21 protein-coding genes are annotated in these 26,268 nt (G+C 37.5%); 3 read left to right on the plus strand and 18 right to left on the minus strand.

Annotation, left to right across the window (positions count from 1 at the left end):
- Positions 1-261: 261 nt before the first annotated feature.
- From tnpA to IGJ03_RS08020, 8 genes are all read right to left on the minus strand, one after another.
- Positions 262-717 carry an IS200/IS605 family transposase gene (gene tnpA / locus IGJ03_RS07985; RefSeq protein WP_010712524.1) on the minus strand — a complete coding sequence of 152 codons (456 nt, stop codon included), beginning with the start codon at positions 715-717 and terminating at the stop codon, positions 262-264.
- A 200-nt stretch (positions 718-917) separates the two neighbouring features.
- The gene (gene rlmN / locus IGJ03_RS07990; RefSeq protein ID WP_002356987.1) at positions 918-1,991 is read right to left on the minus strand and encodes a 23S rRNA (adenine(2503)-C(2))-methyltransferase RlmN; all 1,074 of its coding nucleotides are present in this window, start codon (positions 1,989-1,991) and stop codon (positions 918-920) included.
- 124 nt (positions 1,992-2,115) lie between these two features.
- Positions 2,116-3,945, minus strand: a complete 1,830-nt coding sequence (locus IGJ03_RS07995) for an ABC transporter permease (RefSeq protein ID WP_425136039.1) — start codon at positions 3,943-3,945, stop codon at positions 2,116-2,118.
- Positions 3,935-4,684, minus strand: a complete 750-nt coding sequence (locus IGJ03_RS08000) for an ABC transporter ATP-binding protein (protein WP_002381711.1) — start codon at positions 4,682-4,684, stop codon at positions 3,935-3,937. The genes IGJ03_RS07995 and IGJ03_RS08000 overlap by 11 nt, the downstream gene beginning before the upstream one ends.
- Before the next feature lie 117 nt (positions 4,685-4,801).
- On the minus strand, positions 4,802-5,503 hold the full coding sequence (locus IGJ03_RS08005) for a GntR family transcriptional regulator (RefSeq protein WP_002356983.1): 702 nt from the start codon (positions 5,501-5,503) through the stop codon (positions 4,802-4,804).
- Positions 5,504-5,633: 130 nt separating this feature from the next.
- Positions 5,634-8,057: a DNA translocase FtsK gene (locus IGJ03_RS08010; RefSeq protein ID WP_375804876.1), complete on the minus strand. Its 2,424-nt coding sequence runs from the start codon at positions 8,055-8,057 to the stop codon at positions 5,634-5,636.
- Between the two features lie 313 nt (positions 8,058-8,370).
- Complete coding sequence (locus IGJ03_RS08015; RefSeq protein ID WP_002360017.1) at positions 8,371-9,582, minus strand: NAD(P)/FAD-dependent oxidoreductase; 1,212 nt, start codon at positions 9,580-9,582, stop codon at positions 8,371-8,373.
- 28 nt (positions 9,583-9,610) lie between these two features.
- Complete coding sequence (locus IGJ03_RS08020; RefSeq protein ID WP_002360016.1) at positions 9,611-10,516, minus strand: prenyltransferase; 906 nt, start codon at positions 10,514-10,516, stop codon at positions 9,611-9,613.
- 121 nt (positions 10,517-10,637) lie between these two features.
- Between IGJ03_RS08020 and IGJ03_RS08025 the strand changes: the two genes are divergently transcribed.
- Positions 10,638-11,618, plus strand: a complete 981-nt coding sequence (locus IGJ03_RS08025; RefSeq protein WP_002360015.1) for a polyprenyl synthetase family protein — start codon at positions 10,638-10,640, stop codon at positions 11,616-11,618.
- Between the two features lie 79 nt (positions 11,619-11,697).
- On the opposite strand, the gene cydC is transcribed toward IGJ03_RS08025, so the two are convergent.
- The 8 genes from cydC to IGJ03_RS08065 form a co-directional block, all read right to left on the minus strand.
- Positions 11,698-13,464: a thiol reductant ABC exporter subunit CydC gene (gene cydC, locus IGJ03_RS08030; RefSeq protein WP_016627602.1), complete on the minus strand. Its 1,767-nt coding sequence runs from the start codon at positions 13,462-13,464 to the stop codon at positions 11,698-11,700.
- Positions 13,461-15,194: a thiol reductant ABC exporter subunit CydD gene (gene cydD / locus IGJ03_RS08035; RefSeq protein WP_010777798.1), complete on the minus strand. Its 1,734-nt coding sequence runs from the start codon at positions 15,192-15,194 to the stop codon at positions 13,461-13,463. The genes cydC and cydD overlap by 4 nt, the downstream gene beginning before the upstream one ends.
- Before the next feature lie 4 nt (positions 15,195-15,198).
- Positions 15,199-16,212: a cytochrome d ubiquinol oxidase subunit II gene (gene cydB, locus IGJ03_RS08040; RefSeq protein ID WP_002356976.1), complete on the minus strand. Its 1,014-nt coding sequence runs from the start codon at positions 16,210-16,212 to the stop codon at positions 15,199-15,201.
- Positions 16,209-17,627 (minus strand): cytochrome ubiquinol oxidase subunit I, encoded by a 1,419-nt coding sequence (locus IGJ03_RS08045; protein WP_010707351.1) that lies wholly within the window; start codon positions 17,625-17,627, stop codon positions 16,209-16,211. Before IGJ03_RS08045 ends, cydB begins: the two co-directional genes overlap by 4 nt.
- 666 nt (positions 17,628-18,293) lie before the next feature.
- Positions 18,294-19,157, minus strand: coding sequence for an AraC family transcriptional regulator (locus tag IGJ03_RS08050; RefSeq protein ID WP_002384334.1), 864 nt, complete (start codon positions 19,155-19,157; stop codon positions 18,294-18,296).
- Positions 19,158-19,241: 84 nt separating this feature from the next.
- On the minus strand, positions 19,242-21,323 hold the full coding sequence (locus tag IGJ03_RS08055) for a DNA topoisomerase III (RefSeq protein WP_425136041.1): 2,082 nt from the start codon (positions 21,321-21,323) through the stop codon (positions 19,242-19,244).
- Positions 21,324-21,453: 130 nt separating this feature from the next.
- On the minus strand, positions 21,454-21,819 hold the full coding sequence (locus IGJ03_RS08060) for a DUF1033 family protein (protein ID WP_002356966.1): 366 nt from the start codon (positions 21,817-21,819) through the stop codon (positions 21,454-21,456).
- A 97-nt stretch (positions 21,820-21,916) separates the two neighbouring features.
- Positions 21,917-22,486: a TetR/AcrR family transcriptional regulator gene (locus IGJ03_RS08065; protein WP_002364252.1), complete on the minus strand. Its 570-nt coding sequence runs from the start codon at positions 22,484-22,486 to the stop codon at positions 21,917-21,919.
- A 132-nt stretch (positions 22,487-22,618) separates the two neighbouring features.
- Here IGJ03_RS08065 and IGJ03_RS08070 point away from each other — a divergent pair, with 132 nt between their 5' ends.
- Positions 22,619-23,134 (plus strand): YbhB/YbcL family Raf kinase inhibitor-like protein, encoded by a 516-nt coding sequence (locus IGJ03_RS08070; RefSeq protein WP_002356963.1) that lies wholly within the window; start codon positions 22,619-22,621, stop codon positions 23,132-23,134.
- 16 nt (positions 23,135-23,150) lie between these two features.
- Positions 23,151-24,389, plus strand: a complete 1,239-nt coding sequence (locus IGJ03_RS08075; RefSeq protein WP_002356962.1) for a multidrug efflux MFS transporter — start codon at positions 23,151-23,153, stop codon at positions 24,387-24,389.
- Positions 24,390-24,568: 179 nt separating this feature from the next.
- On the opposite strand, the gene mnmA is transcribed toward IGJ03_RS08075, so the two are convergent.
- Both mnmA and IGJ03_RS08085 read right to left on the minus strand, forming a co-directional pair.
- The gene (mnmA, locus tag IGJ03_RS08080; protein WP_002362075.1) at positions 24,569-25,693 is read right to left on the minus strand and encodes a tRNA 2-thiouridine(34) synthase MnmA; all 1,125 of its coding nucleotides are present in this window, start codon (positions 25,691-25,693) and stop codon (positions 24,569-24,571) included.
- A gap of 225 nt (positions 25,694-25,918) precedes the next feature.
- Complete coding sequence (locus IGJ03_RS08085; protein WP_002356959.1) at positions 25,919-26,263, minus strand: DUF1831 domain-containing protein; 345 nt, start codon at positions 26,261-26,263, stop codon at positions 25,919-25,921.
- Positions 26,264-26,268: the final 5 nt, after the last annotated feature.

Below are 26,268 nucleotides of genomic sequence, written 5' to 3' on the forward strand. Positions count from 1 at the left end.
ATCTCTTTTCAGTATAGCTATTTCTTTTAGAATTTCAAGTTTGAAAACCACAAAAAGAAAATTTGTCATAAAAGTTTTAGAGCATTCATCTTTTGTTTATAAACAAGAATTGAGAAATTTACGATTTTTCATTAAGTAAATATCCACCCGCATAGCGGGTGGCTTTTTAATAGCCCTAGAAGGGCTCGCTACCTGCTGCTCCCTTTAAGGGAGCTTTTTTTAGAGACCGCCAACCGCTACCATTCTATTCTTATCTAGTTGTTACTTCCTAAATGGATCTTTATACTCTCTTTTGTTTATACTATCCCTTACTCGATCTTCTGCTTCTTGTTCTCGTATATACTTAGCTATCGTTTTTTGGTTCAATCCTACAGTGCTCACATAATAGCCTTTTGACCAAAAGGATCGATTTCCATAATTGTATTTTAAATTCGCATGACGTTCATGAATGATTACTGCACTTCTTCCTTTTAAGAAACCCATAAAACCTGATACACTCAACTTCGGCGGAATTCTTACCAACATATGGATATGGTCGGGCATTGCATGTGCTTCAATGATCTCGACTTCTTTCATCTCACACAATTTCCTTAGTATTTTCCCTATATCTCGCCTCAATTTACCATAGATTACTTTTCTTCTATATTTTGGTGTAAACACAAGATGATACTTACAATTCCAACGAGTATGTGCTAAACTTTTATCGTCGTTCGACATTCAAAAACTCCTTTCGATTTGATAACGGTTGGTAGCCTTTATCTATTATATCGAAAGGAGTTTTTATCGCTAAAGCTCTGGCCTCCACGCGCAGTACGCGTGGTTTTTTTGTCGAAATCTCTTTAGAGATTTCAACTGACTAAAGTCATAAATAAAAAATCGAATCAAAAAGAAACCTTTCTGATCCGATTTTAACTACGTTATTGGTTTTTGACTTTTTCTTTTTTCATTTGTTTGCTGCGTAATTGTCCGCAAGCCGCATCAATATCTGTTCCGTGTTCTTTACGAATAACACAATTGATGCCATTCTTTTTGAGTACATCATAAAATTTTAAAACCGCTTCTTTAGAGCTTCTGCTATATTGATCGTGTTCACTCACTGGGTTATACGGAATCAGATTAACATAAGAAAGTTTTTTCTTATTCCGTAGTAAATCTGCTAATTGTTGAGCATGTTCTGGTCGGTCGTTCACTTGACTCAACATAATATATTCAAATGTAACACGTCGGTTGGTTTTTTCAATGTATTCATCAATTGCTGCCATTAATTTTTCAATTGGAAAACTACGATTAATCCGCATAATTGATGTACGAACTTCGTTGTTAGGAGCATGTAATGAGATTGCTAAGTTTACTTGTAGTCCACTGTCTGCAAATTCACGAATTTTTGGCACTAAACCACTTGTTGAAACTGTAATATGACGGGCACCAATGGCCAAACCTTTATCATCATTAATCGTTCGTAAAAAGTTCATGACATTGGCATAATTATCAAATGGTTCACCAATTCCCATCACAACGACATGGCTAACACGTTCATCCAACCCACGTTCATCGAAATAATGTTGCACCCACATAATTTGGGCAACAATCTCGCCAGCAGTTAAATCTCTTTGTTTTTTTAATAGCCCACTAGCACAAAATGTACACCCAATATTGCAGCCAACTTGAGTGGTCACACAAACAGATAATCCATATTCTTGACGCATTAAGACTGTTTCAATCATATTTTTATCTGGTAATTCAAATAAATATTTCACGGTACCATCTTGCGCTTCTTGCACAATGACTTGTTTTAATGGATTTAATGAAAAATTTTCTTCTAATAAAGTCATCAACGATTTAGAAATGTTCGACATTTCACTAAATGAAGCAACACGTTTTGTATACAACCATTCCCACACTTGTGTTGCGCGAAATTTCTTCTCGCCATGGGCTAAAAACCAGTCCACAAGCTGTTCTCTCGTCAGTCCATAAATGGATTCTTTCTGCATTTCTTTTCCTCATTTCTGCTATTACATTCGCTTCATAACTATAACGTATTCTCACTTTGAATGCAATATCACGAAGAGCCTCAAAAAAAATCGTTAAGCGTGCATGCTTAACGATTTTTTATAATTAATCTTTCACTAAGTGATAAACTTTTTTGAAGTAGAACGTTCTGGCAATTAAATAGTAAACGACCTGAATCAATAAGAAAACGCCTAAAACTTCCCAGCCAGCTAATTGCATTGGCTGATCTAAGACAGCGTACATTGCTTTCAAAGCAACAGCTCCATGAATAAATGAAACAACAATTGGGGTAAAGAATAAAATACCTACTTGTTGGTAAATCATTTTCTTCAATTCTTTTTTCGTCAAACCAAGTTTGTAAATCATCTTGAATTTTTCAACGTCCGTATTCATATCACTGTATAAACGGAAGTATAAGAAACTACCCGCCGAAACAAAGAACACGATACCGATAAATAGTCCGACAAATAGAACTGGCGTATAATATTGCGTAATGGCTGCCGACATTGCAGCTGTTCCTACTAACATGGGATACTTGTCACCAATAATATTTTCTGCTTTTATCAATTCTTCACGATTGGTTCCTGCTTTGGGCTGCCAAATTGTTTCTGTTTCCGCTTTGATTCCATCTGTTGAGGTACTATCTGGGATAACAACCACACCGCCAAAAGTCGGTAATACATTGGTTTCTTCTGTTTTATCAATGTTTAAAACTTGATCATTTCCCAATTGAACAGATTTGACATCTACTGATGCAGCAGAAGGAGCATCTTTTTGTGATAAATTAACTACTTTCTCACCTGTTAAAGTTGGTTCATCTATAAATTTTGCGAGTTTATTATATTCAGATGTTTTGATTAATTGGATACCGGCACTTGTTTTGTACATTGTGTAATCAATCTGATCAAACTGAATATTTTTTTCTTGGAATGTTTTTGTCGCAAATTGTTTCATTTCTTGATTTTCTGGGTTGGTCGAATCAGACAATGTCAGTTCGTACGGTACAGAACTTATTCCTTTAAAAATCATCTCGTTCACGCCGTATAACGTTCCAATGGCAGCAAAAGCGACCGTTGATATCACCGAAACCAAGAAGAACGAACGTGCATTATCTTTCATGCGGAATGCTAAATCTGATAAAACGACCATATTGGTTTTTTTCCAAAAGATTTTTGGTTTCCGTTTTAAACGTTCAATGACAGAAACACTCAATTGGTCAAATAAGAATTTTGTCCCTAAAATAACTAAGAAAATTACTGGGAACATCACCATTAAAACTAACTGTCCCTTAGCAACTAAAGCAATTCCGTAACCGACAACTAAAAGCATCACGGCTAAGAAAGATTTAACTTTAGAGCTTTTGATTTCACCTTTACCCATTTCCCCTGCTTTTAATAGCTCTTGAAGTGTCGCTTTTGGCAAGCGGAATTGAATAAAGAAAGAAATTACTAAGAACAAGACCGCAAATGAAATGACAGTAATGATAAACGGCATCACTGGCAAATAAAAACCTAAACCTAGATGCATCAATAAATTGCTAATCCATAAAATAAACTGTGAAAATCCAACACCTAAAATGCTACCAAAAATTGTAGCAAAGAAACCAATCACTAAGTTTTCAATAAAAATCATTTTCTTTAACTGTTTTGGACTCATCCCTTGAATCATCAAGGTTCCAAACTCTTTTTTCCGAGATTGGATAAAGACATCCATCGAGTATAAAACGAATAAGAAAGAGAAACCATAGATTATAATAGCCGCAGCCGTCATTCCCATTTGTGCTTTAGGATTTAAACCATTAGCTAAGGCTGGGTGAAAGACAAAACCAGTGAACGTAAAAAAGATCATCACAGAAAACATTGTACTTAGGAAATAAGCCAAGTATAAATGCTTATTTCGAATCGTGTTTCTTATAACAAACTGATTAAAATTCATTATCGACACCTTCAATCTCAGCCAGTTTCACCATGATTAAATCGTAGAACTCTTTTTGATTGCCATTTTGGACAATTTCATCAATTAATTCACCATCTTTAATAAAGACGATGCGCTTGCAATAACTTGCGGCTAGCGGATCATGGGTCACCATTAAAATAGTCGCCGCTTCTTCTTCGTTTAATTGTTGTAACAAGCCCATCACATCCTTAGATGATTTCGTATCTAAGTTTCCTGTTGGTTCATCAGCCAATAATAATTGTGGATGATGAATCATTGCCCGAGCAACGGCGACCCGTTGTGCTTGTCCACCAGAAATTTCTGCAATTCGTTTTTTCAACAGATGATTGATACCTAAACGCTCACTTAATTCTGCTAATTGTCGTTTCATTACAGAGACTTTTTCTCCATCAAGTGTCAATGGCAAAATAATATTTTCTTCAACAGTTAATGTTGGCATTAAATTAAAGCTTTGAAAAACAAATCCTAATTCTGTACGACGGAATTTAGCAATTTGTTCTTGATTCAAATTGTTTGGATTTTTTCCATTTAAAAGTATTTCACCGTCTGTTGGACTATCGATTGTTGCCAATAAATTTAAAAGTGTACTTTTCCCACTTCCAGAAGGTCCCATAATACCAATAAATTCACCATCTTGGACAGTTAAATTAATCCCTTTTAAAGCTTCATATTTAATTTCGTTTCCGTAAACTTTTTTCAAATTTTGTACTTCTAACATATTTTCCACTCCTATTCTTCTCACTCATTTAGTGTATCGAAAACGAAAAAAAACGACAATAGAAAAGAATAACAATGAACTTACATTACTGTAAGTGCACTGTTATTCTTTTAAAAGTTATGCTTCATATTCAATCACATAAGGATGAATCTTCGTATTATAAATAGCTTCTGAATATTCTACGCAACGACCTGTTGGGCTTAACGAACGCCGAATTCTTTTTAAGCCCGTTGTTTCAGTTGTTTGCAACATCTTTTGCTCTGCTTCTGTCAAAGTTGCAACTTCAAAACGGTCTTCAAATTTATAAATTTCAATGGCATGTCGATCCATCAAACGATACAAGGATTCTTCTTTGTATTCAGTCAATGATACGTCTTTCATGGCAGCTGGCAAATAGTAATTAAAATAAATATAGGGTTGTTCATCGATTAGATATAACCGTGAAAGGTGAACCACTTCTTCTCCTAAAAATTGATAAGCCGGCATCTCTTTTGACAACGTCAAGTTTTCAACTTGTAAAACTTTTTTGGTTACTTTCTGACCTGATTCATTCAAAAATTCAGTGAATGTCCCTGCTTTTGATAGTTTATTATAGGGACGATTGCTTAATACAGTTGTGCCTCGGCCACTTTTTTTCTCAACAAATTCTTCTGTTGCTAACATTTCGATTGCCCGCCGAATCGTAATTTTACTAACGTTAAACATCTCTTCCAATTCTGTTTCTGTTGGTAAAAACGTTCCTACTGGATACTTGCCACTCAAAATATCTTCTTTAATCTGATCTGCTACTTCTAAATAAAGCACGCTCTTTCTTCTCATGATACGCTCCCTCCCAACCGCACTATTCCTTTCTATTTTACCAGAAAATGATGATTATAACATGATGCTTTGCTGAAATTATAAAAAAAGAACAAAAATAGATAAATTTATCTATTTTTGTTCTTTTTGTTTATTGTTCTGGCGTCTCAGTTGCTGCCTCTTCTGATTCCGCTTGTAGAAAGACTTTTCTTGGTTTACTACCTTCTGATGGTCCAATAACTCCGTGTGCTTCCAATTCATCTACTAAGCGAGCCGCACGATTATAGCCAATTCTAAAACGTCTTTGTAGCAATGAAATACTAGCTGTTTGCATTTCAACCACCAAGTTTTTCACTTCTTCAAACAACTCATCTTGAGGAGCTTCGCCACCGCCTGAAGTGGTCGGTTCATCTGTTGGCATCATGCTTTCTTGATATTCAGCTTCTTGTTGGTCCGTTACAAACGCAACCACTCGTTCGACTTCTTGATCAGAGATAAAGGCCCCTTGGATACGAATTGGTTTATTTTCTCCCATTGGTAAGAAGAGCATATCGCCTCGACCTAATAGTTTCTCCGCCCCGTTGGTATCAATAATGGTACGCGAGTCTGTCCCACTTGAGACCGCAAAAGCCATTCGAGAAGGGACATTTGCTTTGATGATTCCTGTAATGACATCCACACTTGGCCGTTGTGTCGCTAAAATCATATGAATGCCCGCTGCCCGTGCCATTTGGGCTAAGCGGATAATCGCATCTTCTACTTCGTTACTTGCCACCATCATTAAATCAGCTAACTCATCAACAATGACAACAATAAATGGCAGAATCGGACGATTTTCGCCATCTTCCGCATTTTTCTGTTGAATTAGTTGATTGTAACCAGTAATATTTCGGACGCCTGTTGCTGCAAATTTTTCATAACGAAATTCCATTTCTTGAACTACTTTTTGCAGGGCTTGGGCCGCTTTTCTCGGATTAGTAACCACTGGCGTTAATAAATGAGGAATCCCGTTATACACATTCAATTCTACCATTTTCGGGTCAATCATCATTAATTTTACTTCATGGGGTTTCGCTTGCATCAAAATACCTGTGATGATGCCATTGATAGCAACCGATTTCCCACTCCCTGTCGATCCCGCAATTAATAAATGCGGCATTTTTGATAGATCCGCAGTTTGAACCATCCCTGAAATATCTCGACCTAAAGGTACTTCTAATAGTTTATCTGGATGACTTGGTTGTGCCTCAACAATATCTCTAAAGGATACTGTACTAATTGCACTATTAGGAACTTCAATCCCGATTAGTGATTTCCCAGGAATCGGGGCCTCCATACGAACATCTTTGGCTGCAAGCGCTAAAGCAATGTCATCCGTCAAGTTAACAATTTTGCTAACTTTTACCCCAACAGCGGGTTGAACTTCAAATTTTGTGACAGATGGTCCTAAACTAGCTTTGACTACTTTAGCATCAACACCAAAACTCTTGAAGGTTTGTTCTAAGACGCCAATATTTTTTTCGATTTTTTCATATTCACCACTTTGATCCGTTGCTTGAATTGTATCTAACAAATCAGTTGGTGGTAGTTGGTAATCACGATCTTCCGCTTCTTCAGAAATTTCAAATTCGAGAACACCAGCTTCATCTGACGCCTCTTCTTCCTGCTCTCGTTGCGGTTTTGTTGCTGCAATTGGTGGTACAGGCATCGCCTGATTTTGCTGTTGAAACGAATCAATTTGAACAGGCGTTGGTGCGGCCGGTTTTTCCACCATTGGTTGGTGGGTTTCAACTGGTGTTTTTGTTAAGCGCTCGGCTGCCGCTTGTTCCATGCGTTCCCGCTCTTGTAATTTTTGTTGGGCAGCAGCTTCAATTTTTGCTTGGCGTTCTGCAGCTTTGGCTTCTTTCTTCGCTGCTCGCTTCGCCTCTTTTTCTTCTTGTCGCGCCTGTGATTTTGCCGAAACATGACTTAGGCGATCTTGAATACTTTGGAAATGATCAACAATTTGCTGAAAATCCCACATACTCATCAAGAAAATACCCGCTAACAGTAGCAATGTAGCAATTAAATAGCTGCCAAATTGTGCCACCAAAAAGTACGTTCCTTGATAAAGCAGCGCGCCAATCATACCGCCCCCTACGTTTTGCGTCACTTGGTTGGCTTTTAAATCACTTTGCAAAAACTCCCAAGTGTTACCTAAAATATCTGGTTGACTGCCACTAACATTTCGAAACATAAAGGCATGGAAAAATAACAAAACACTAATATAAATCAGAACAGCCCCAAAAATAGGGCGCCCTCTTTTTAACGGAAAATCTTTCCCATAAATCATGACTAATAAGCCATACAGGATTAGTAAAATCGCTGCAAATGGAAAGGTATTACCTACAACTAAGCGTAAACAATTCGCTAATAACGTGCCTAAAAACCCTAAGCGAAAGAGTCCAAAGACACCGAATAAAATAAAAATCAGGCCAAGAAACATATAATTTAAACGTTCTTGTTGTTGCTGTTGTTTTTTAGTCTTTTTCTTTGTCGTACTTTTTTTCTTATTTGTTGCTCTTTTTTGTGCCATTTAACTTCCCTCTTTCCATCACTTCTCATTATACATAAAAATGGAATCGAACAAAAGTGCCCACCTCATTTTACTTGAAAAATCATGGAAATTTTTTAAAAACTTTCATTTAAGAAAAATGAGCGTGGGACAAAAATCACTTTGGATTTTTGCTCCATGCTCAAAAACTGATAAACGGCGGGAACAGAACCAACTCCTTCGGAAATAAGCCGAAATTCTCCAAAAATTAAAGAGCAATTTTCGGAAATTTCTTCTTATTTCTCGGAGCTAAACGGTTCTGTCCCGACCTCATTATTTCTTATTTTGCTGATTCTTAATGGTATAAGTCGAAACGACCTTTAGCCATCATTTCTTTGGTACCACCTGTTTCAAAGAGCGCTTTGTTCATGATAATTTTTTTCATGAATGAAGCTGGGTATCCTTTAATGTCTGTTTTACCAACAATTCCTAAAGCACGTGTATTTCCGACAGAACAAACAGAACCTTGTGATTTAAAGCTGAAAGGTTTAGTTGCTTCCCCTTTCAATTGTGCTTGAATATTTTTAGCAGCATGAGCGCCCATCTTCAAGGCGATTTGTGCTGTTGTTGGGTAAGGTCGATTGGTTTCTGTATCCATAACTGCTGAGCAATCACCAATAATATAGACGTTGCTATGGTTCGCATCTGTTAAATCTGGTTGAACCATGACACGACCACGACGAGCTTCAAAGCCAGAATCGCCTACAACGTGGCTTCCACTAACACCCGTTGTCCAAATAATTGTTTTGGCAGAAAGTTCTGCCAAGTCGCCTGCTTCGTTATCTTGATAAACAACTGCGCCTGGTTTGATTTCTTTAATCGGTTTACCTAATAATAAATGAATAGCTGAATCTTTTAATAATTGCACACCATAGTTCGCAAGTTTTTCGTTAAACATCGGCAATAGGCGAGTAACTGCTTCGACACAATAAATTTGGATTTGATCTGCTGAGACACCTGCGATTTCAGCAAATTTTGGTTTGTTTTCAACAAGAGAACCTAATAATTCAATCCCTGTAAAGCCTGCTCCGCAGACAACAATTTTTAAGAATTCTTCGTTTTGAGTTGCTTTGTATTGACGCATTTGTTCTTGGATATGTTCATACACGTTTAAAGCCGTTTTCACATCTACCATTTGTAGAGCATGTTCTTGCACACCAGGGATACCAAATGATTCTGATTCAAACCCAAGAGAAACAACTAAGTAATCATAATTGATTGTTTGACCATCTTCTAAAGCAACTGTTTGTGTTGCAGCATCAATTGTTTTAACTGTTCCTTGGATAAAGGTTGTCATTTTTTCATCGACAACATCCATAATATTGTATGTGATTTTTTCAGCTGGTTGTGTTCCAGCAGCAACTTCATGCAAGTCCGTTGCTTCGTAGTGATAGTTGTTACGATCCACTAAAGTAATTTCGACGTCTTTGGCGCCTTTTTGTAATTCGCGTAATGTTTTTAGGCCTGCATAACCAGCACCTAAAATAACAACATGTTTCTTATTCATTTTGATTCCCTTCCACTCTATAAAAAATTTACAGCCACCACAAACCTATGGCAAAAAATAGCACTTGTGCAGTTGCTCCCACAGCTAAGATCTTCACAGCACAAACAAATGTTTTACTCTTCACTTGTTCCTTCAATAAGGCTTGGGTTTGTTTCCGTACAAAAGGTAAAGTTAAAAGCATGAGTAACATTGTTGGCGGGGTTAATCCTAAACCGACAGCTAACAAAATGGCTAACATTGCTATTGTATTTAATCCGACGAATAATTTCAAAGAACTTGCTTTGCCAAGGTAATGAACTAATGTATATCTCTTGTTATTTTCATCTTCCTCTAAGTCACAGATATTATTTGCTAACATTAAGTTAGCAATGTAACAAGTGTTAGGTAAGGCGACTAAGAAAATCCCCCATAAATTAGCTGCTGACCAATTGAAAACTTCAAACGTATTAATGTAGACACAAATAAGGGTAATCATGAACCCCATTGTAAATCCTGAGAAAACTTCCCCTAATGGTAGACTGGACAAAGGTTTCGGTCCCGATGAATAAAAAATACCAATTAAGTAACAATAAAGACCCATAATTAATAGCGGCCAGCCGACAATGAATGACAACCCAATCCCCATCAAAGCAGAAACGAGAATCATCCAAAAAATCATTTTGCGTATTAATGGCAAAGATAAATTTTCTCGACCGATAATATTCGTTTTTTCCTTATAATCATGAACTTCTGTGGCATGATGGTAATCATTATAATTATCTAAAATATCGACCGCCATATTAAAAATAAACATCGCAATGAAAAAAATTAAAACATAACCAACATGGAGCCGCCCATATTGGTACCAACTAAAACAAATTCCTAACAAAAATGGCAAAACACTCGCTGTTTTTGCTTTTAATTCTACTAATTCAAAAAATATTTCTCGATTCAAACTATCCCTCCGCTACTTTTTTACAAACTTTGTTACTTTTAAAACTTAATTACTGTATTTCTGTCGCCAATTCGTATACAATCAAATAGTATTGAACCACTGAAAGGATCGTAGTATATTTATGAACACATTTTGGAAGTCGTTTCCTGACGTTGAACGTTCTTTAACGGAAACATGTGAATTAATTGAACAAACGTTGCATACACGCAACGAAGACATTGAAGAAGCCTTAGTAACTTTGGCTCGTTCTGGCGGCAAATTATTACGCCCCGCTTTTTTCTTTCTTTTTGCTCAACTGGGTGATGAAGAAAAACAAGAGAAACAACAACTATTAAAAATAGCTGCATCTTTGGAAATCCTACATATGGCTACGTTGATTCACGATGACATTATTGACGATTCTCCATTGCGCCGAGGCGCTGTGACTATTCAATCACAATATGGTAAAGACGTGGCTGTTTACACAGGTGATTTACTATTCACTGAATTCTTTACTTTGATTGCAGATGCCATGAATGGCTCTGAATTTATGAAAATCAATGCACAAGGAATGAAACGGTTATTACTTGGTGAACTCGATCAAATGAGTCATCGATTTGACCGCCGCATGTCGATTCCTGCTTATTTAAGAAGTGTCAACGGCAAAACAGCCGAACTTTTTTCACTAAGCTGTCTTGAAGGGGCCTATTTCGGTCATAGTTCAAAAGAAGTCCAACGTTTAGCTAAACGAATTGGCCGTCATATTGGCATTGCTTTTCAAGTCTATGATGATATTTTAGATTATACTGCCGACACGGAAACCTTGAAAAAGCCCGCTTTAGAAGACTTGTCACAAGGTGTTTATACGTTACCTCTTCTCTTCGCTTATCAAGCAGCACCTGACGTATTCAGCCCTTATTTGGATAAAGGACGTGCCATTACCTTAGAAGAGGCAGCTGAAGTTGCGGCGCTAGTCAATGACTATCATGGCGTTACAGAAGCACAAGCTTTTGCTAAAAAAGTAACCAACAAAGCAATCACTGATATTCAACAATTGCCTGATGGCACAGCAAAAGAAACCTTACTTTCCTTAACTGAGCTCTTATTACATCGTTCATTTTAAACGTTTTATAGAAGAATTGCCATTAATTGAAATAGAAAAACGACTGATTGTTTGCTTTAATCAACAACCAGTCGTTTTTTTATTCCTCGAAAGAACTAATGCCACGATCAATTCGGTAAAGTTTCTGATAATGCGCATTGGTTGCAAGTAATTCTTCTGGCGTACCACTCATCTCTAATTGGCCATCTTCAATAAAGATCACTTGATCCATCAAAGTTACGCCTTGCAAATGGTGGGTAATCCAGATGACGGTTTTATCTTTTAATGCCTCAAAAAAGGTTTCCAGCAATTGCTGTTCTGTAATTGGATCTAAACCAGTAGTTGGTTCGTCTAATAACACAATCGGTGTATCTTGCAAAAGAATCCGCGCTAGTGCCAAGCGATGTCGTTCGCCACCAGAAAAACGCAAACCTGCTTCATCCACCATTGTTTGTAAACCTTCTGGTAATTGGGTAACCATTTCTTTTAAGCCAACTTTTTCTAAAACTGCCCAAACTTCTGCTTCGCTTGCTTCTTCTCTACCAATCCGAATATTATTTAAAATGGTTGTTCGAAATAGGTACGGTGCTTGGTGCATAACCCCAATATATTCAGTCATCGTCTCACCAAATGCCTCAGTTGGGATATTTCCTAAAAGGATTTCTCCCGAAGTAGGCCGTAAATCACCACGAATGAGCGAAGCCAACGTACTCTTTCCGGAACCACTGCGCCCTAAAATCGCTAATTTTTGTTTTTCAGGAATTGTTAACGATAAGTCATTTAATACCTTTTTCTCTTGATTTTCATATGCAAAAGACAAATGTTCTATCGATAAACTGGTGCCATTTGGCTGAACAGGCGCTTCTGTTGAGTCATCTTCCCCTTCAGGAAGCTCATTAAAACGACGAATGGAATCCTTATAAATCGTTGTTTCCTGTGCTGCAGCAGGTAGCGGAGCAAAAGCATCAATTAACGGAAAAACGGTTAAAACAAAGGCCCCAATCCAATTGGCTGCGCCCCCATGATTACCTGGAAACCGCACACTTGTCCAAGCTAAGACAGCAATCGCAATCACACCAAACAGAAGTTGTAAAACAAAGTCTCGGCCACGGTTAAATTGCTTCATTTTTTCATCTAATGCACGAACGTTTGCTTCATCTGTTTCATAACGAGCAACGAATTCAGAGCCACGTTGACTAAATACCCAATCAGACACACCTAGAATATTGTCGGTTAGTGTTTGATATAACTCATTTTTGGCATATTTATGTTTTTCTTGACGCGCACCATTCACTAGAACTGAAACAAGTGGTAATAGAAAAACAACCACTCCTAACATCAGTAACATGCATAAAGCAAACCACCAAGAAAAGAAACCTAATGCAATCACTAAAAAGATATACAAAATCCAAGCAATAACGGTTGGGAAAATCGTTCGTAAATACAAGTTTTGGATATGATTAATATCCTCCGAAAGCAAACCTAAGATATCCCCAGTGCGATATTTTGTCTTAAAGAAAATCGCATCTTTTTCTAGTACATTATAAAGTTTCAAGCGCAGATCAGAGGTCATTTTTAACACCCAGTTATGACTCGTTAGACGCTCCACATAACGAAAAACAGGACGGCCAATCCCGAATGCTCTTGTTAAAACAATGGGAATATAAATTAATAAAATATTCTCTGGTAAGGAAGCCGCACGACTGATTAAGTAACCAGACGTAAACATTAATGCCCCTGCGCTAAAGAACGTCAAGAAGCCTAAAAGTAAGGCAAAATACAAGGTTTTTTTATAGCGTTTTAAGAAAGGACGAACCCATTGATCGTTTTTCCAAACGTCTTTCGTTGTCGGCTGTTTTTCCATCATTGGCGTCCTCCTCTCATTTGCTTCATTAATTGAACATAGTAGCCATCTTTTTCAATCAACTCTGCTAGCGTTCCTTGTTCCACTAATTGACCTTTTTCCATCACTAAAATGTAATCCATTTCTTCCATCCAATGCAGACGATGTGTCGCAAAGAAGACAAGATGATTGTTCATTAATGGCAACATGCGCTCTTTCATTTCAACTTCTGTTTCAATATCCAAATGCGCTGTCGGCTCATCAAACAGCAAGACGTGGCGTTTTTGATCGACAAAGGCGCGGGCCAACGCTACTCGTTGCGCTTGTCCCCCACTTAACATTCGACCACTTTCCCCAATCAAGGTATGAATTCCTTCAGGAAGATCTTTAACCAGATCGTCTAAGCCAACTAACTGAATCGCTTGCTGAATCGCCTCATCTGTTGCTTCAGGTGTATAAAAGCGAATATTGTTTGCCAAAGTATCCTGGAAAATATATGGCGCTTGCGGAATATAAAGGATTTGTTTTTGCCAGTCTTTTTGTAAAAAATGTGGAATCGTTTGGCCATTTATCGCCAATTGACTCGTTTCTTCTGTTGGTAATAAAAAGCCACTTAATAAATTAATTAACGTTGACTTACCAGAACCACTCGCCCCGATAATTCCAATCTTTTTACGACCATCAACAGAGAATTGTAACGATTGAATCGCTTCTTGCGTTGCATCTTCATAGGAAAAATTTAACGCTGTGACTGACAACTGACTTTCTTGATGCCAATCATCTAACGTGAGCACATCGGTTTGTTCTGCTTCTGGCAATGCTAATACCGCTTGGATCGCTTGAAAAGAGTTTTTTCCATCTAAGGTTGCGTGATAATCACTTGAAAAATCACGAATCGGTAAAAAGAACTCAGGTGCTAAAATTAAAGTAACCAAGGCAGGAAATAATAAAATCGTGCCGTTTAATAAACTTAATCCAAGGAAAACTGCCACAACAGCTACCGATAATGTCGTAAAAAAGTCTAACGCAAAGGTTGATAAAATAGCAATTTTCAACGTACTCATGGTCGCTTTTCTGAATCGTTCACTTGTATGGTAAATACTCCCAGCATATTTTTTACTCAACCCAAACAGTTTCAGTGTGTCAATTCCTCGCAAGGAATCAATAAAATGATTGGAAAGCATTTGAAACGCCGCATATTGCTTGTCCGCTTTACTTTGTGCTGCATAACCTAACACAATCATAAAAATAATAATAATCGGAAAAACAATCAACAATGTTACGCCTGAACGAATATCTTGTGTAAAAACAAAGGCCAAAATAATCCAAGGAATAATCATCATATTCATCATTTTTGTCAAAATCAATTGTAAATAATTTTCGGTTTGACTGATGCCTTCTAAAGCCATGGTAACCATATTTCCAGTTCCATTTTTTTGAACAACATTTGGCCCCAAACGGAAAATTTTGGTTAATAATTGTTCGCGTAATTCTTTCGAGCGTTCATAACTAAATGTATCGAGCATTCTCTCACGAAAATACGTAATAACATGTCGACCAAGATAAAAAATAAAAAAGAGTAAAATACTCTGTAGTTGTTGGTTAAGATGCCCGCCACTCCAAAGGCCGACAATGGCTTTTGAAAGAAAAAAAGCTTGCCCAATTATAAAGACTGCTTGCAGGAAAGAAAAACCTGCAAGCAAGACAAGAATTTTTTTGATTTTAGGCATCTGTAAGATGTCTTTATCAATCATAGATTTAATACCCCTCTGGTACGGCTGTCTGTGAAATACGTTTTCTGAAAATATAATAGGACCAAGCAGTATAAGCTAACACGAATGGTAAAATGCTTAAAGAAATCCACGTCATAATTTTTAGTGTATATGGTGTGCTTGTTGCATCTTTAATCAACAAATCAAAACCTTCACTACCAATCATAACACGTGGGAACAAGCCACTGAACAAGAGAGCAACTAGTACAACTAATGTTAAACCACTCGCTAGAAAAGCTAACATCTCTTTGCGTTTAAACACCCCAACATTAGCAATGACCGTTAAGACCACAATTGCTAACGTTAAAATTAAAGTGACCGCAAAGTTCTTTTCATAAAAGTCCGTTTTGAAGTACATCAACACTGCAAAAACAACTAAACCGACATATAAAACGCCGTATAAGATTTCTGCATAATTTCGAGCACGTTCACGAATTGGGCCTTCTGTTTTTAAAGCAATATAGTTCATGCCGTGTAAGTAGCAAAGTAATGTTAAGGCTACTCCACCAACAATTGAAAACAGATTAAAATAATCCGTAAATTGCGCATGCATATTGCCGTTTGCATCTAAAGGCATCCCTTGGACTAAGCTGATAAACAAAATACCAAAGAAGAACGGTACAAGGAAACTACCAATTGATAGCGTCCAGTTCCACATCCGACGACGTTTACCTTCCGGCATGTTGTGGCGGAATTCAAAGGAAACTCCGCGAATAATTAAGCCAAATAAAATCGTAAATAGAATTAAATAGTAGCCACTAAATAATGAAGCATACCAATATGGGAAAGAGGCAAACATTGCGCCGCCCGCTGTTAATAGCCAAACTTCGTTTCCGTCCCAAACAGGTCCAATTGTTGCAACGACTTGATCTTTTTCGTCGTCATTGTGTGCCAACGTTTGAACGGCCATTCCAACACCAAAGTCAAATCCTTCTAAGAAGAAGAAACCTGAGAACAAGACGCCGATAAGGACAAACCATAATAATTGTAGTGTACTCATTCGCCAAATACCCCCTTATCAAATGGATCCAACGCTGGTTCATTTTCTTTCGCTAATTTTTTCGCTTCATAGTCTGGTCCTTTACGTAATTCTAAAATAACCAAGTAAACCATGACACTACCTAAACCAGCAAATAATAAGAAATAAATGACATTTGACGTAATTAATGAAGCAACCGATACATTTGGTGAAACACTTTGTTCAATCGTAAATAGTCCATAGACAGTCCACGGATAACGACCTAATTCAGTGACTAACCAACCTGTTGTATTCGCAAGGAATGGTGCGAACGTACATAAAGCAACAACCCACAGCATCCATTTCTTCTCGTACAGCGATGGTTTTTTCTTCCTTGTAAAGAATAGTCCTAAGGCAGCAACCAATAACATTAAGGCACCAAAACCAGCCATGATACGGAAGCTCCAGAATAAAGTGTTAACTGGTGGATAATAATTTTTATCATCCCCATATTTTTCTACCAAGCGCTTGTTGACTGTATCCATCCCATCAACCGAACCTGATAATTTGTTATACGATAAAATACTTAGCATATATGGAATATCGATACCAAAAACTTGTTTATGTTCTCGTTCATCTGCCCAAGCAATCAATGTCCAAGCAGCAGGATCATCAGAGTCTTCATAGGCCCCCTCCATCGCCGCAAATTTCATTGGTTGTCCTTCAATTAGAGCTTTCATTTGCAAGTCGCCAGCTAATAAAACGCCGATTGAACCGAACAAAGTAACCCATAAGCCAATGCGCATAGATGCTTTGTGGAATGAAATATCCCGTTTTTTCAACAATTGGAAAGCAGCCATACCAGCTACTGCCATGCCGCCCAATGTAAAGGCGCCCATGATAACGTGTGAAAATTCATACCAAACTTTTGGATTGCTGATGACAGCTACAAAGTCCACCATTTCAGCACGGCCATTATTGATGACATAACCTACTGGATGTTGCATAAAACTATTAGCAACTAAAATCCAGAAAGCAGACATCATCGAACCGAATACGACTAACCAGATAAAGGTTACGTGAACTTTCGGATTCATTTTATCCCAAGTAAAGATCCATAAACCTAAGAATGTTGACTCTAAGAAGAAAGCTAAGAGCGCTTCTACCGCCAACGGTGCCCCAAAAATATCTCCGACGAATCGAGAATAATCAGACCAGTTCATCCCAAACTGAAATTCTTGAATAATCCCGGTTACAACCCCAACAGCGAAGCTTAATAGGAATATATTTCCCCAAAACTTGGCCATTTTACGATAACGTTCCTCTTTTTTCACAACGTACATTGTTTCCATAATTGCTACAACAAGTGCTAATCCTATTGAAAACGGTACGAAGAAAAAGTGGAAAACTGTTGTCATCGCAAATTGGATTCTCGCCAATGTTACAATATCAAACATATTATTTCCTCCCTGATTTGCCTCCACACAAAGAAACAAGCTTACCTGAATTGTTCATTTCCATTAGCGATGACTCCTTTTATCTACGAAACTAAAAGAAAATTCAAGTGAACTTTTCCAAAAAGTGTGAAAATGCATGTAATATAGAATAATTCCAATCTAAGTATACAACTTTCTGAGGCAGAAACCAAACAATACAGAAGCATTTCTCACAATTTTTTTAGGTGCTACCAAGATTTCTTCCCTTTCTTCTATCAATAAAAAAAGCCCTTCCTAAAAAAAGGAAGAACTAATCTCAATCTATCAACATTTTGACTTATCACTTGATTAGTTTTCGAAAATCGAAGCAGCTCGTCTTTGATGATAAAAATTCTAATCTTGTGATAAAAATTACGGATTGCTTGTGGTGATAGTTTGTTTTTTAACAACATGGCTCTAAAACATCCACCGGTTCCCGCAGTCCCCACTTTAGGTATTGGTACCATTCTAAACAACATGACTCTAAAACCTCGGAGAATTATTTTTTTCTCCATGATTCCGTATTCGCATCACTTATCCATAGCTAGATTTCAGTTTAGAAGGTCTGAATTTTTTCTTCACGTTTATTATACCAAACTTTCTCCTTCTTGGCGGAAAAACCCACCATTATTCAATGGTGGGTTTTCTTTATTTAGTAGCTGTAACAGCGAGCCAGATTTCACTATACTTAGCTTCTGCTGGTCCTTGATATTGCGTAAACGAAATTTCTGGTGCTGCAACGACTTGGTAACCAGATGAAGGCAACCATTCAGAGAATATCCTTGCCCAGGTTTCTTGTAAAGTTTGTGGGAAAGGACCTTCATTTGGAAAAACCGCCCATGTATGAGCAGGTACGCTTAGTTGCTCCAAATCTTCATAGGTATTTTCTTGCGAAGTGGCAAAGCCAATCATGTGTGTCATTTCTCCACCTTCTGTTGTTCGTCCCTCTTGAAAGTCAAAAGAAGCATTTACTACTTGATGAGGATATACATCATCAAATGTATGCATTTCCGCTCGTTGTTGTGGTGTAATGCGCTGTGCTAATTCCATGATTGCTTGATTTTCCCCTTGATACTGCAAGGGAACCTTCTGACTAACTCCGACTATTTGAAACGCTGGTTTTTCAATCAATTTAACATCCATTGATTGTCCTCCTTTAATATCAATATAGAAAGAGAATTTAGGGAACGTTTTTTGGATTTGTGTTTTCATTACTTCAGAAGGGGCTTGTCCTGACCAATCGCGAAAGGCTCTTGAGAATCCTTCAATACTTTGATAACCATATTTAAAAGCTACATCTGTCACTTTTTCACCAGCAAGTAATGCTAAATTTGCTTCCGCCAAACGTCTCTTTTTAATATACTCAGCCAGACTCATCCCCGCAACAAACGAAAAAGTTCGTTTAAAATGGTAAACAGAAATCCCTGTCTTTTTTGCCAATTCATCGAAGGATACTTCTTCCGTTAAATGTTCTTCAATATAATCCATTGCTTGATTTAAATTTGCGAGCATCCGTGTCCCTCTCTTTCTATTTGAAAGTTTACTAAAGACCAACAAGGATGACTTGATTATTTAGAGCCAACATTCGTCAAATCGCTACTCTTGGTTCATAGCGGCTTTTAAGGCCTGTGCTAAAGCACTTTCTTCTGGTTCGTCTGGTTGTGAATATTTTTTCATCAAACGACGTTCTTCATGTTTAGTCATTTTTTGTTTTCGTTCTTTTTTATCGGGAATTTTTTCAGTAATCGAACAGAATTTACATTTGAAAGAACGACCATTTTTTCCTTCTATGATGACCATTTTTTTATGGCATTGTGGGCAACGGTGATTGGATACTTTAGGATCTTTTCGCCGACGATAAGAACATTCTTGGTTTGTACAAACGTAAATCTTCCCATCTTTCGTATTTTTTTCCCGTAAGTTTGAGCCACAATCTGGACATTTTTTTTGCGTAATGGAAAAATCTTGATATTTTTTCTCGCTTTGTTTAATTTCACGGACTAATTTTTTCGTATCCTCTTCAATATCCTTTAAGAAAAGTTGACTCTTTTGTTGACCCGAAGCGATTGCTTCGAGCGACTTTTCCCATTTTTCCGTTAGTTCAGGTGTCACAAGTGATGGATTCACCAAGTCTAATAGTTGCTTTCCTTTGGCAGAGACACTTAAACCGCTATTGGTTCGTTCCATCAATTCTGATTTAATCAGTTTTTCAATGATTTCAGCTCGCGTTGCCGGTGTGCCTAAACTGTGTTTCTCCATTTTTCCTAACAACGTTCCTTCGGTTAATGGTTTTGGCGGCGACGTTAATTCTTTGTTAATGGTAAAGTTTGGCGCAACGGTCATGCCTTTTTGCCATCGGACAGTGGATAGCGGCTGTTCGGCTGTTGTTTTCCAGCCAGCAACAACTACTTTATTTTGATGAAAGACAAATGTTTCTTTTCCAAAAGCGACTGTAACTTTTGTTTGTTTGGTTTGATTTGGCTCAGCAAACAAACCTAAGAATCGTTGAACAATCATTTGATAGATTTTTTGTTCATCATTACTTAGTTTTTCATAACGAGGACGTTGTTCAGTTGGAATCAACCCATGGTGATCCGTGACTTTTGCATTTTGGAAAACTTTTTGTTGTTTAACAACAGCCCCATTTTTAAGGTAGCCTTTCACTTCTGGTGAAAAATCAGCAATAGCTTGAAGGCGCTCTTTCATCGTTCTTTTCATATCCGTCGTTAGATATTTGCTGTCAGTTCGAGGATAGGAAACAATTTTATGGGTTTCGTATAAACTTTGTACAAGAGATAACGTTTTCTTTGCAGAAAATTGGAATCGCTGATTGGCTTCACGCTGGATTTCGGTTAAATCAAATGGTAATGGCGCATTTTCTGTTTTAACTTTTTCTTGGATATCGGTAACTAAGCCCTTTTGTTTTGAGAGTTCTTTGACTAATTGTTCTGCTTCCTGCCGTTCTTTCAAAGCGTATGGATTTTTTTGGGTCATCTTTGCTTTTTCTGATTCAACAGTTAACGAGATAGTAAAATAAGTTTGAGGCTTAAATTGTTCAATCGTTTTTTCTTGTTGGCGCACCATTGCTAAAGTTGGTGTTTGAACACGACCTGCGGATAAGTTATCTTGATATTTCACTGTCAAGGCCCGTGTGACGTTTAGCCCAACTAACCAGTCAGCTTTTGCGCGCGCCAAGGCAGAGTAATACAAATTATCGTAGTCTTTCGCTGGGCGAATTTTCTTAAACCCGTCTTTAATGGCTTTGTCTGTTTGAGATGAAATCCATAAGCGTTTGACTGGTTTGTTAAAACGGACATATTCTAAAATCCAGCGGGCTACTAATTCACCTTCACGACCAGCATCGGTGGCAATCACGGCTTCAGAAACATCTTTACGATTAGCTAATTGTTTAATCGCTTTTAATTGATGTCCCGTTTTCGGTAACGGTTTAATCCCTAAATTCTTAGGAATCATCGGTAAAGTTTCCATTTGCCACGTTTGCCATTCTTTGTTTAAATCTTCTGGCATTTTTAGTCCTAAGAGATGGCCTAAAGCCCAGGTGACAATCACGTTGGGTCCTTCATAATAATTCTTATTTTTTTGATTTGCTCCTAAAACGCGGCTTAAATCTTTTGCTACGCTAGGTTTTTCAGCAATAATTAATTGTTTTGCAACCACTAGTTTCGCTCCTTTTTGAGTGCTATCTTTTCGTATTATACCAAATATTAGCTCGATTTTCTCTAAATTCCGAGAATAGAAAAAGAGTTTAAAGAAAATTCCCTGAGGTTTTTCTTTAAACTCATGCGTTTCAAATAACTTTCCGTTTGCAGAATTTTGTTTTGCCAAAATGATTGGATATTGTGGTAAACTCAGCTTTATTTTCAAAAGTAACTGCATGATGATTTTCTAGTAATGCTAAACCGAAGTATTGTTGTAAATCTTCATCGCATTCTTCACACCAGCGTTCTTCCCCATCATTCCAGAAAGCCGTTAAATAATTAGGCTTTGTGTTGACGTATGTATAATTCTGAGAAAGTTTTTGCCAAACTTCCACATAATATGTCTCTGCATCGGTCAAGTTATCGAAGGTTTTTTCTTGAACAATGTCCTCTTGCCAATCATCAAAAAACCACCAAGGTTCATTGTCGCCATACATTGTAATTACTTGATACATTGAACCGCTCCTTTTTTTGCTACTGTAGGTATCATAGTCACTTTCTGAAAAAGTTGCAAGGATTTGGTTTCGGACTGAGAAATTTTTGAAATTTATTTTATCTTGCCACTTCTAAAGAAGCAATAAAATCTTCAATCATGCGACGATAACTTTCTTCCGGCGTGGCTTCTTCGCGTTGAAAATAACCTAAAAAACGTAAGGTAATATAGCCATGGATTAAACTACGTAATTCTCGGCTTTTATGCAGTCGTTCTTCATTATTAAATGGATAAAAAGCTAAAAGTTGTAAGATAATTTGATTGGTTTCATGGATGCCTTCAATTAATTGTTGGTTTTGCGTTTTCGGCACACTGATAAGTAATTCATAGACTGCAGAATTTTCAAAAGCAAATTGTTGGTACGTTTCAGCATATATCCGAATTGCTTCTGCGCCACTCTTACCCACTAAGGCTCTTCTCAATGCATCATTTAATTCTTGAATTAACAAGTCCACTAGAGCATTTTTTACTTCAGCAATATTTTTAAAGTGATTATAGAGTGAAGGATACTTGATGCCTAAATCAACGGCTAAATTTTGAAAGGTTAATTGTTGAACGCCCAATTCTTCCGCTAGGTTGCGGGCACTTTCAAGGATTTTGGCTTTCGTTAAATTCCGTTTTTTTGCCATCTTTCTGACGCCTCCAATTCTTAAATTTTGGACAAGTATTAGTTTATCATATCTATTGACTCTTTTTAAACTATAAATTATAGTTTATAATAATAATTTGTAAACATTATTTTTGAAAGAAGGCTGTTTGGCATGCATATTACCAACCGTTCTCATTTGGCCGATCGTTATGGCAAACGAACCAGTGCAGAATTTTTATTACACGAACGTCCTATTTTATCTTTTCCTATTTCTTTAGCGGCCATTCCTAAAGAAGCCCGTTATTTATCCTGGGAATTAATTGATTATGACACGATTCCTCTAATCGGTTTCCCTTTTATTCATTGGTTAGCTGCCAATGTTCCTGTAACCAATGAGATTCCTGAAGACTTTAGTCGAACAGCACTCAAGCCTACCATTCAAGGAAAAAATAGTCTTGCTTCTCCTTTGGGGAAACAGATGATTCCTGCGCTTGCCACTGAAACGTTACCTGAGTTAACCGAACGTTATCTGGGGTTAAGCCCTCGCTCTGGTGTGCACACCTATACGTTATATGTGTACGCTACAAAAAATCCACTAAATTTAAAAGAAGGCTTTTTTGCGAATGAATTGCATCAAGCATTGAATGATCAACTACTCGCCAAAGCCAAATTTGAATTTCTTTACTAGAAAGTGAGGAAATAGAATGTATGAATTAATTAAAAGTAAAATTTTCCGTCCAAGACAACCTTGGGAAAAAAATCTGCTCGTTTTATGGTTTGGCACATTTATGGCTGGTATTGGCTTTAGCTTAGTGATGCCATTTATGCCTCTTTATATCAACACATTAGGTACTTTTACCCACCAACAATTGAATTTTTGGAGCGGAATCACGTTCTCCTCCACTTTTTTAGTCACGACCATTGTTTCTCCTTGGTGGGGCCGTTTAGCCGACCGAAAAGGACGCAAGTTAATGTTATTACGCGCTTCATTAGGGATGGCTATCGTCATTAGTTTAATGGGCGCAGTCACAAGTGTTTATCAATTGATTGGCTTACGCTTATTACAAGGTGTTTTTTCTGGTTATATCAGTAATGCGACTGCGTTAGTTGCTACAGGCACACCTAAGGAAAAAAGCGGTCAAGTGCTTGGTACTTTAGCCACTGGTTCTGTTACCGGCACGTTGCTTGGTCCTCTTTTGGGCGGTGTCACTGCGTCTATTTTCGGTTATCGGCCAACCTTTTTCATTACTGGTACGATTTTATTACTCGTTTTTGTTTTGAGTCTCGTCTTTGTCCATGAAGAGTTTGTGCCAATTGAAAAAAATCAAGCCGCATCTGGGAAACAAATTTTAAAAAAACTAGAACATCCCCACGTGATTCTTGGAATGTTTATTACGACATTAATCATTCAAGCTTCCAATAATTCAATTAGTCCCATCATCAGTTTATATATTCAACAATTGTTGGGTGGTCACGGAAATGTCACCTTAATTAGCGGAGTCATTGCTTCTATTCCAGGGATTGCAACGTTAATAGCCGCCCCACGTTTCGGCCGGTTAGGCGATCGTATTGGCAGTGAACGCATCTTGACAATTGGTTTAATTTTAGCCATTTTCGTTTACCTACCAATGGCCTTTGTTCAAAATGTCTGGCAGCTTGCCATGCTTCGTTTCTTAGTTGGGATTTCCGATGCCTGTTTACTACCAGCTGTTCAAACGTTGATCACTCGTTATTCCCCAAGTGACGCTGCAGGTCGTATTTTCAGTTACAATCAATCTTTCCAAGCGACAGGAAATGTGATTGGTCCTATGATTGGTTCAAGCGTATCTGCCGCTTTCGGTTATCGTGGGGTCTTTATTTCCACTTCTTGTCTGGTTCTCATTAACCTTCTATGGGTTCGTCGAAGCACCGCCGAATTAAAAAAAGAGAAAAATGATGACTAAGTTATACACAGAAAAGTTATCCACAATTTGAATTTTTAATTTTTCTCTTTCTCTTATTTTAAAAAAAATAGGCATATAAAATAAAAAAGAAAAGCGGATATTTACTGGTTTTATGACCAGCATATCCGCTTTTCTTTTGGTTAACTATACGCTTTTTGTTTCACAACTCGTGAAACTTTTTAGACGTATTGTAGTTCTTTTTCATCTTGGTAGGCGCGATCAATTAAGCCGCCCCCTAAGCATTCCATTCCATCATAAAAAACAACAGCTTGACCTGGAGTGACTGCACGCGCTGGTTCCTTAAACGTAACGGTTGCTTTTGTGCCATCTTCAGATAAGGAAACATGCACTGGAATATCTGCTTGACGATAACGGAATTTAGCCGTACAGTCAAACTCTTTTGGCATTGGTGTATCAACAGTAAAATGAACCTCACTGGCTTCTAAATGTGTTGCATATAGTTTTTCATGGTGAAATCCTTGTCCCACATATAATGTATTGGTGGTTAAATCTTTCCCAATCACAAACCATGGTTCTTGTGTTTTACCGCCGCCACCAATTCCTAAGCCTTGGCGTTGACCGATAGTATAATACATCAGACCATCATGTTGTCCTTTGATTTCGCCATCTTCTGTCACCATGTTGCCTTTTTTAGCTGGTAAATAATTACTCAAAAATTCTTTGAAATTCTTTTCACCAATAAAACAAACGCCCGTTGAGTCTTTTTTCTTGGCTGTGGCTAATCCAGCACGTTCAGCAATTGCACGAACTTCTGATTTTTCCATGCCACCCAATGGAAACATTGTTTTTGCCAATTGGGCTTGTGATAATTGGCTTAAAAAATAAGTTTGGTCTTTATTATTGTCAATTCCACGTAACATATGCACTACGCCATTTTCATCTGTTTCTACTTGCGCATAGTGGCCAGTTGCAACATAGTCAGCGCCTAGTTGCATAGCATAATCTAGGAATGCTTTAAATTTAATTTCTTTATTACACATGACATCTGGATTTGGTGTCCGTCCTAACCGATATTCTGCTAAAAAATATTCAAACACACGGTCCCAATATTCTTTTTCAAAATTGACCGAATAATACGGAATCCCAATTTGATCCGCTACTTTTGCGACATCTTTATAGTCCTCAGTTGCGGTACAGACACCATTTTCGTCTGTATCGTCCCAATTTTTCATAAAGATCCCAATTACATCATAGCCTTGCTCTTTTAAAAGCAACGCTGTGACAGATGAATCGACACCGCCACTCATGCCTACCACGACACGCGTTTTGCTGTTATCTGCCATTTTATCACCATCATTTCAATTAGATTCTGAAATCATCCACGATTTGAAGGTCGTAACTTTTCAGTGCTTTTCATTATACTATTTTTTTGAAATAAGTAAAGCAAGCCGGGCGTATAATGAGAAAATACTTGGAACAAAGACACAGCCAACAAGCTGTTGCTTTCAAATAAACAGAAAACCTGAAGGAACAAGCTACTTTCACTTGTTTCTTCAGGTTTCTCTAAGTTATTCTACTTTCTCTAATACACCACGGCTAATTAAGCCATCCATTAAGAAAAAGTATTTTTCTTTACTCATTTCATGTTGTTCATTCTTGAAAATATTCATTGGTTTTAAACCATTTGCCGTTGTAATGGACATTTTCAACTCTTTTAGATCAGCAGTGATCGTAATTTTCAATTTGAAGCCTTCATTTCTCTGAGGCGTTGGATCTAAGGAACGAATCAATTGAAAGTTCCCTGATTTTGTTTCAGTAAAGCCGTTATCTTTTAATGTATAGCGTTTTGCACTAGGATGTACTTTGTAAAAAACTGTTGAGCCTTCAACAGCAGCCGTTGTTGTAAATGCCATGGGTT

Origin of the sequence: Enterococcus sp. DIV1315a, from assembly GCF_051712325.1 — a bacterium.
In the GTDB taxonomy this organism is placed as follows: Bacteria; Bacillota; Bacilli; order Lactobacillales; family Enterococcaceae; genus Enterococcus; species Enterococcus faecalis.

Coding starts and splice junctions, on each gene's coding strand:
- tnpA (WP_010712524.1), bottom strand. CDS start 717: ATGTCGAACGACGATAAAAGTTTAGCACATACTCGTTGGAATTGTAAG.
- rlmN (WP_002356987.1), bottom strand. CDS start 1,991: ATGCAGAAAGAATCCATTTATGGACTGACGAGAGAACAGCTTGTGGAC.
- IGJ03_RS07995 (WP_425136039.1), bottom strand. CDS start 3,945: ATGAATTTTAATCAGTTTGTTATAAGAAACACGATTCGAAATAAGCAT.
- IGJ03_RS08000 (WP_002381711.1), bottom strand. CDS start 4,684: ATGTTAGAAGTACAAAATTTGAAAAAAGTTTACGGAAACGAAATTAAA.
- IGJ03_RS08005 (WP_002356983.1), bottom strand. CDS start 5,503: ATGAGAAGAAAGAGCGTGCTTTATTTAGAAGTAGCAGATCAGATTAAA.
- IGJ03_RS08010 (WP_375804876.1), bottom strand. CDS start 8,057: ATGGCACAAAAAAGAGCAACAAATAAGAAAAAAAGTACGACAAAGAAA.
- IGJ03_RS08015 (WP_002360017.1), bottom strand. CDS start 9,582: ATGAATAAGAAACATGTTGTTATTTTAGGTGCTGGTTATGCAGGCCTA.
- IGJ03_RS08025 (WP_002360015.1), top strand. CDS start 10,638: ATGAACACATTTTGGAAGTCGTTTCCTGACGTTGAACGTTCTTTAACG.
- cydC (WP_016627602.1), bottom strand. CDS start 13,464: ATGATGGAAAAACAGCCGACAACGAAAGACGTTTGGAAAAACGATCAA.
- cydD (WP_010777798.1), bottom strand. CDS start 15,194: ATGATTGATAAAGACATCTTACAGATGCCTAAAATCAAAAAAATTCTT.
- cydB (WP_002356976.1), bottom strand. CDS start 16,212: ATGAGTACACTACAATTATTATGGTTTGTCCTTATCGGCGTCTTGTTC.
- IGJ03_RS08045 (WP_010707351.1), bottom strand. CDS start 17,627: ATGTTTGATATTGTAACATTGGCGAGAATCCAATTTGCGATGACAACA.
- IGJ03_RS08050 (WP_002384334.1), bottom strand. CDS start 19,157: ATGCTCGCAAATTTAAATCAAGCAATGGATTATATTGAAGAACATTTA.
- IGJ03_RS08060 (WP_002356966.1), bottom strand. CDS start 21,819: ATGTATCAAGTAATTACAATGTATGGCGACAATGAACCTTGGTGGTTT.
- IGJ03_RS08065 (WP_002364252.1), bottom strand. CDS start 22,486: ATGGCAAAAAAACGGAATTTAACGAAAGCCAAAATCCTTGAAAGTGCC.
- IGJ03_RS08070 (WP_002356963.1), top strand. CDS start 22,619: ATGCATATTACCAACCGTTCTCATTTGGCCGATCGTTATGGCAAACGA.
- IGJ03_RS08075 (WP_002356962.1), top strand. CDS start 23,151: ATGTATGAATTAATTAAAAGTAAAATTTTCCGTCCAAGACAACCTTGG.
- mnmA (WP_002362075.1), bottom strand. CDS start 25,693: ATGGCAGATAACAGCAAAACGCGTGTCGTGGTAGGCATGAGTGGCGGT.
- IGJ03_RS08085 (WP_002356959.1), bottom strand. CDS start 26,263: ATGGCATTTACAACAACGGCTGCTGTTGAAGGCTCAACAGTTTTTTAC.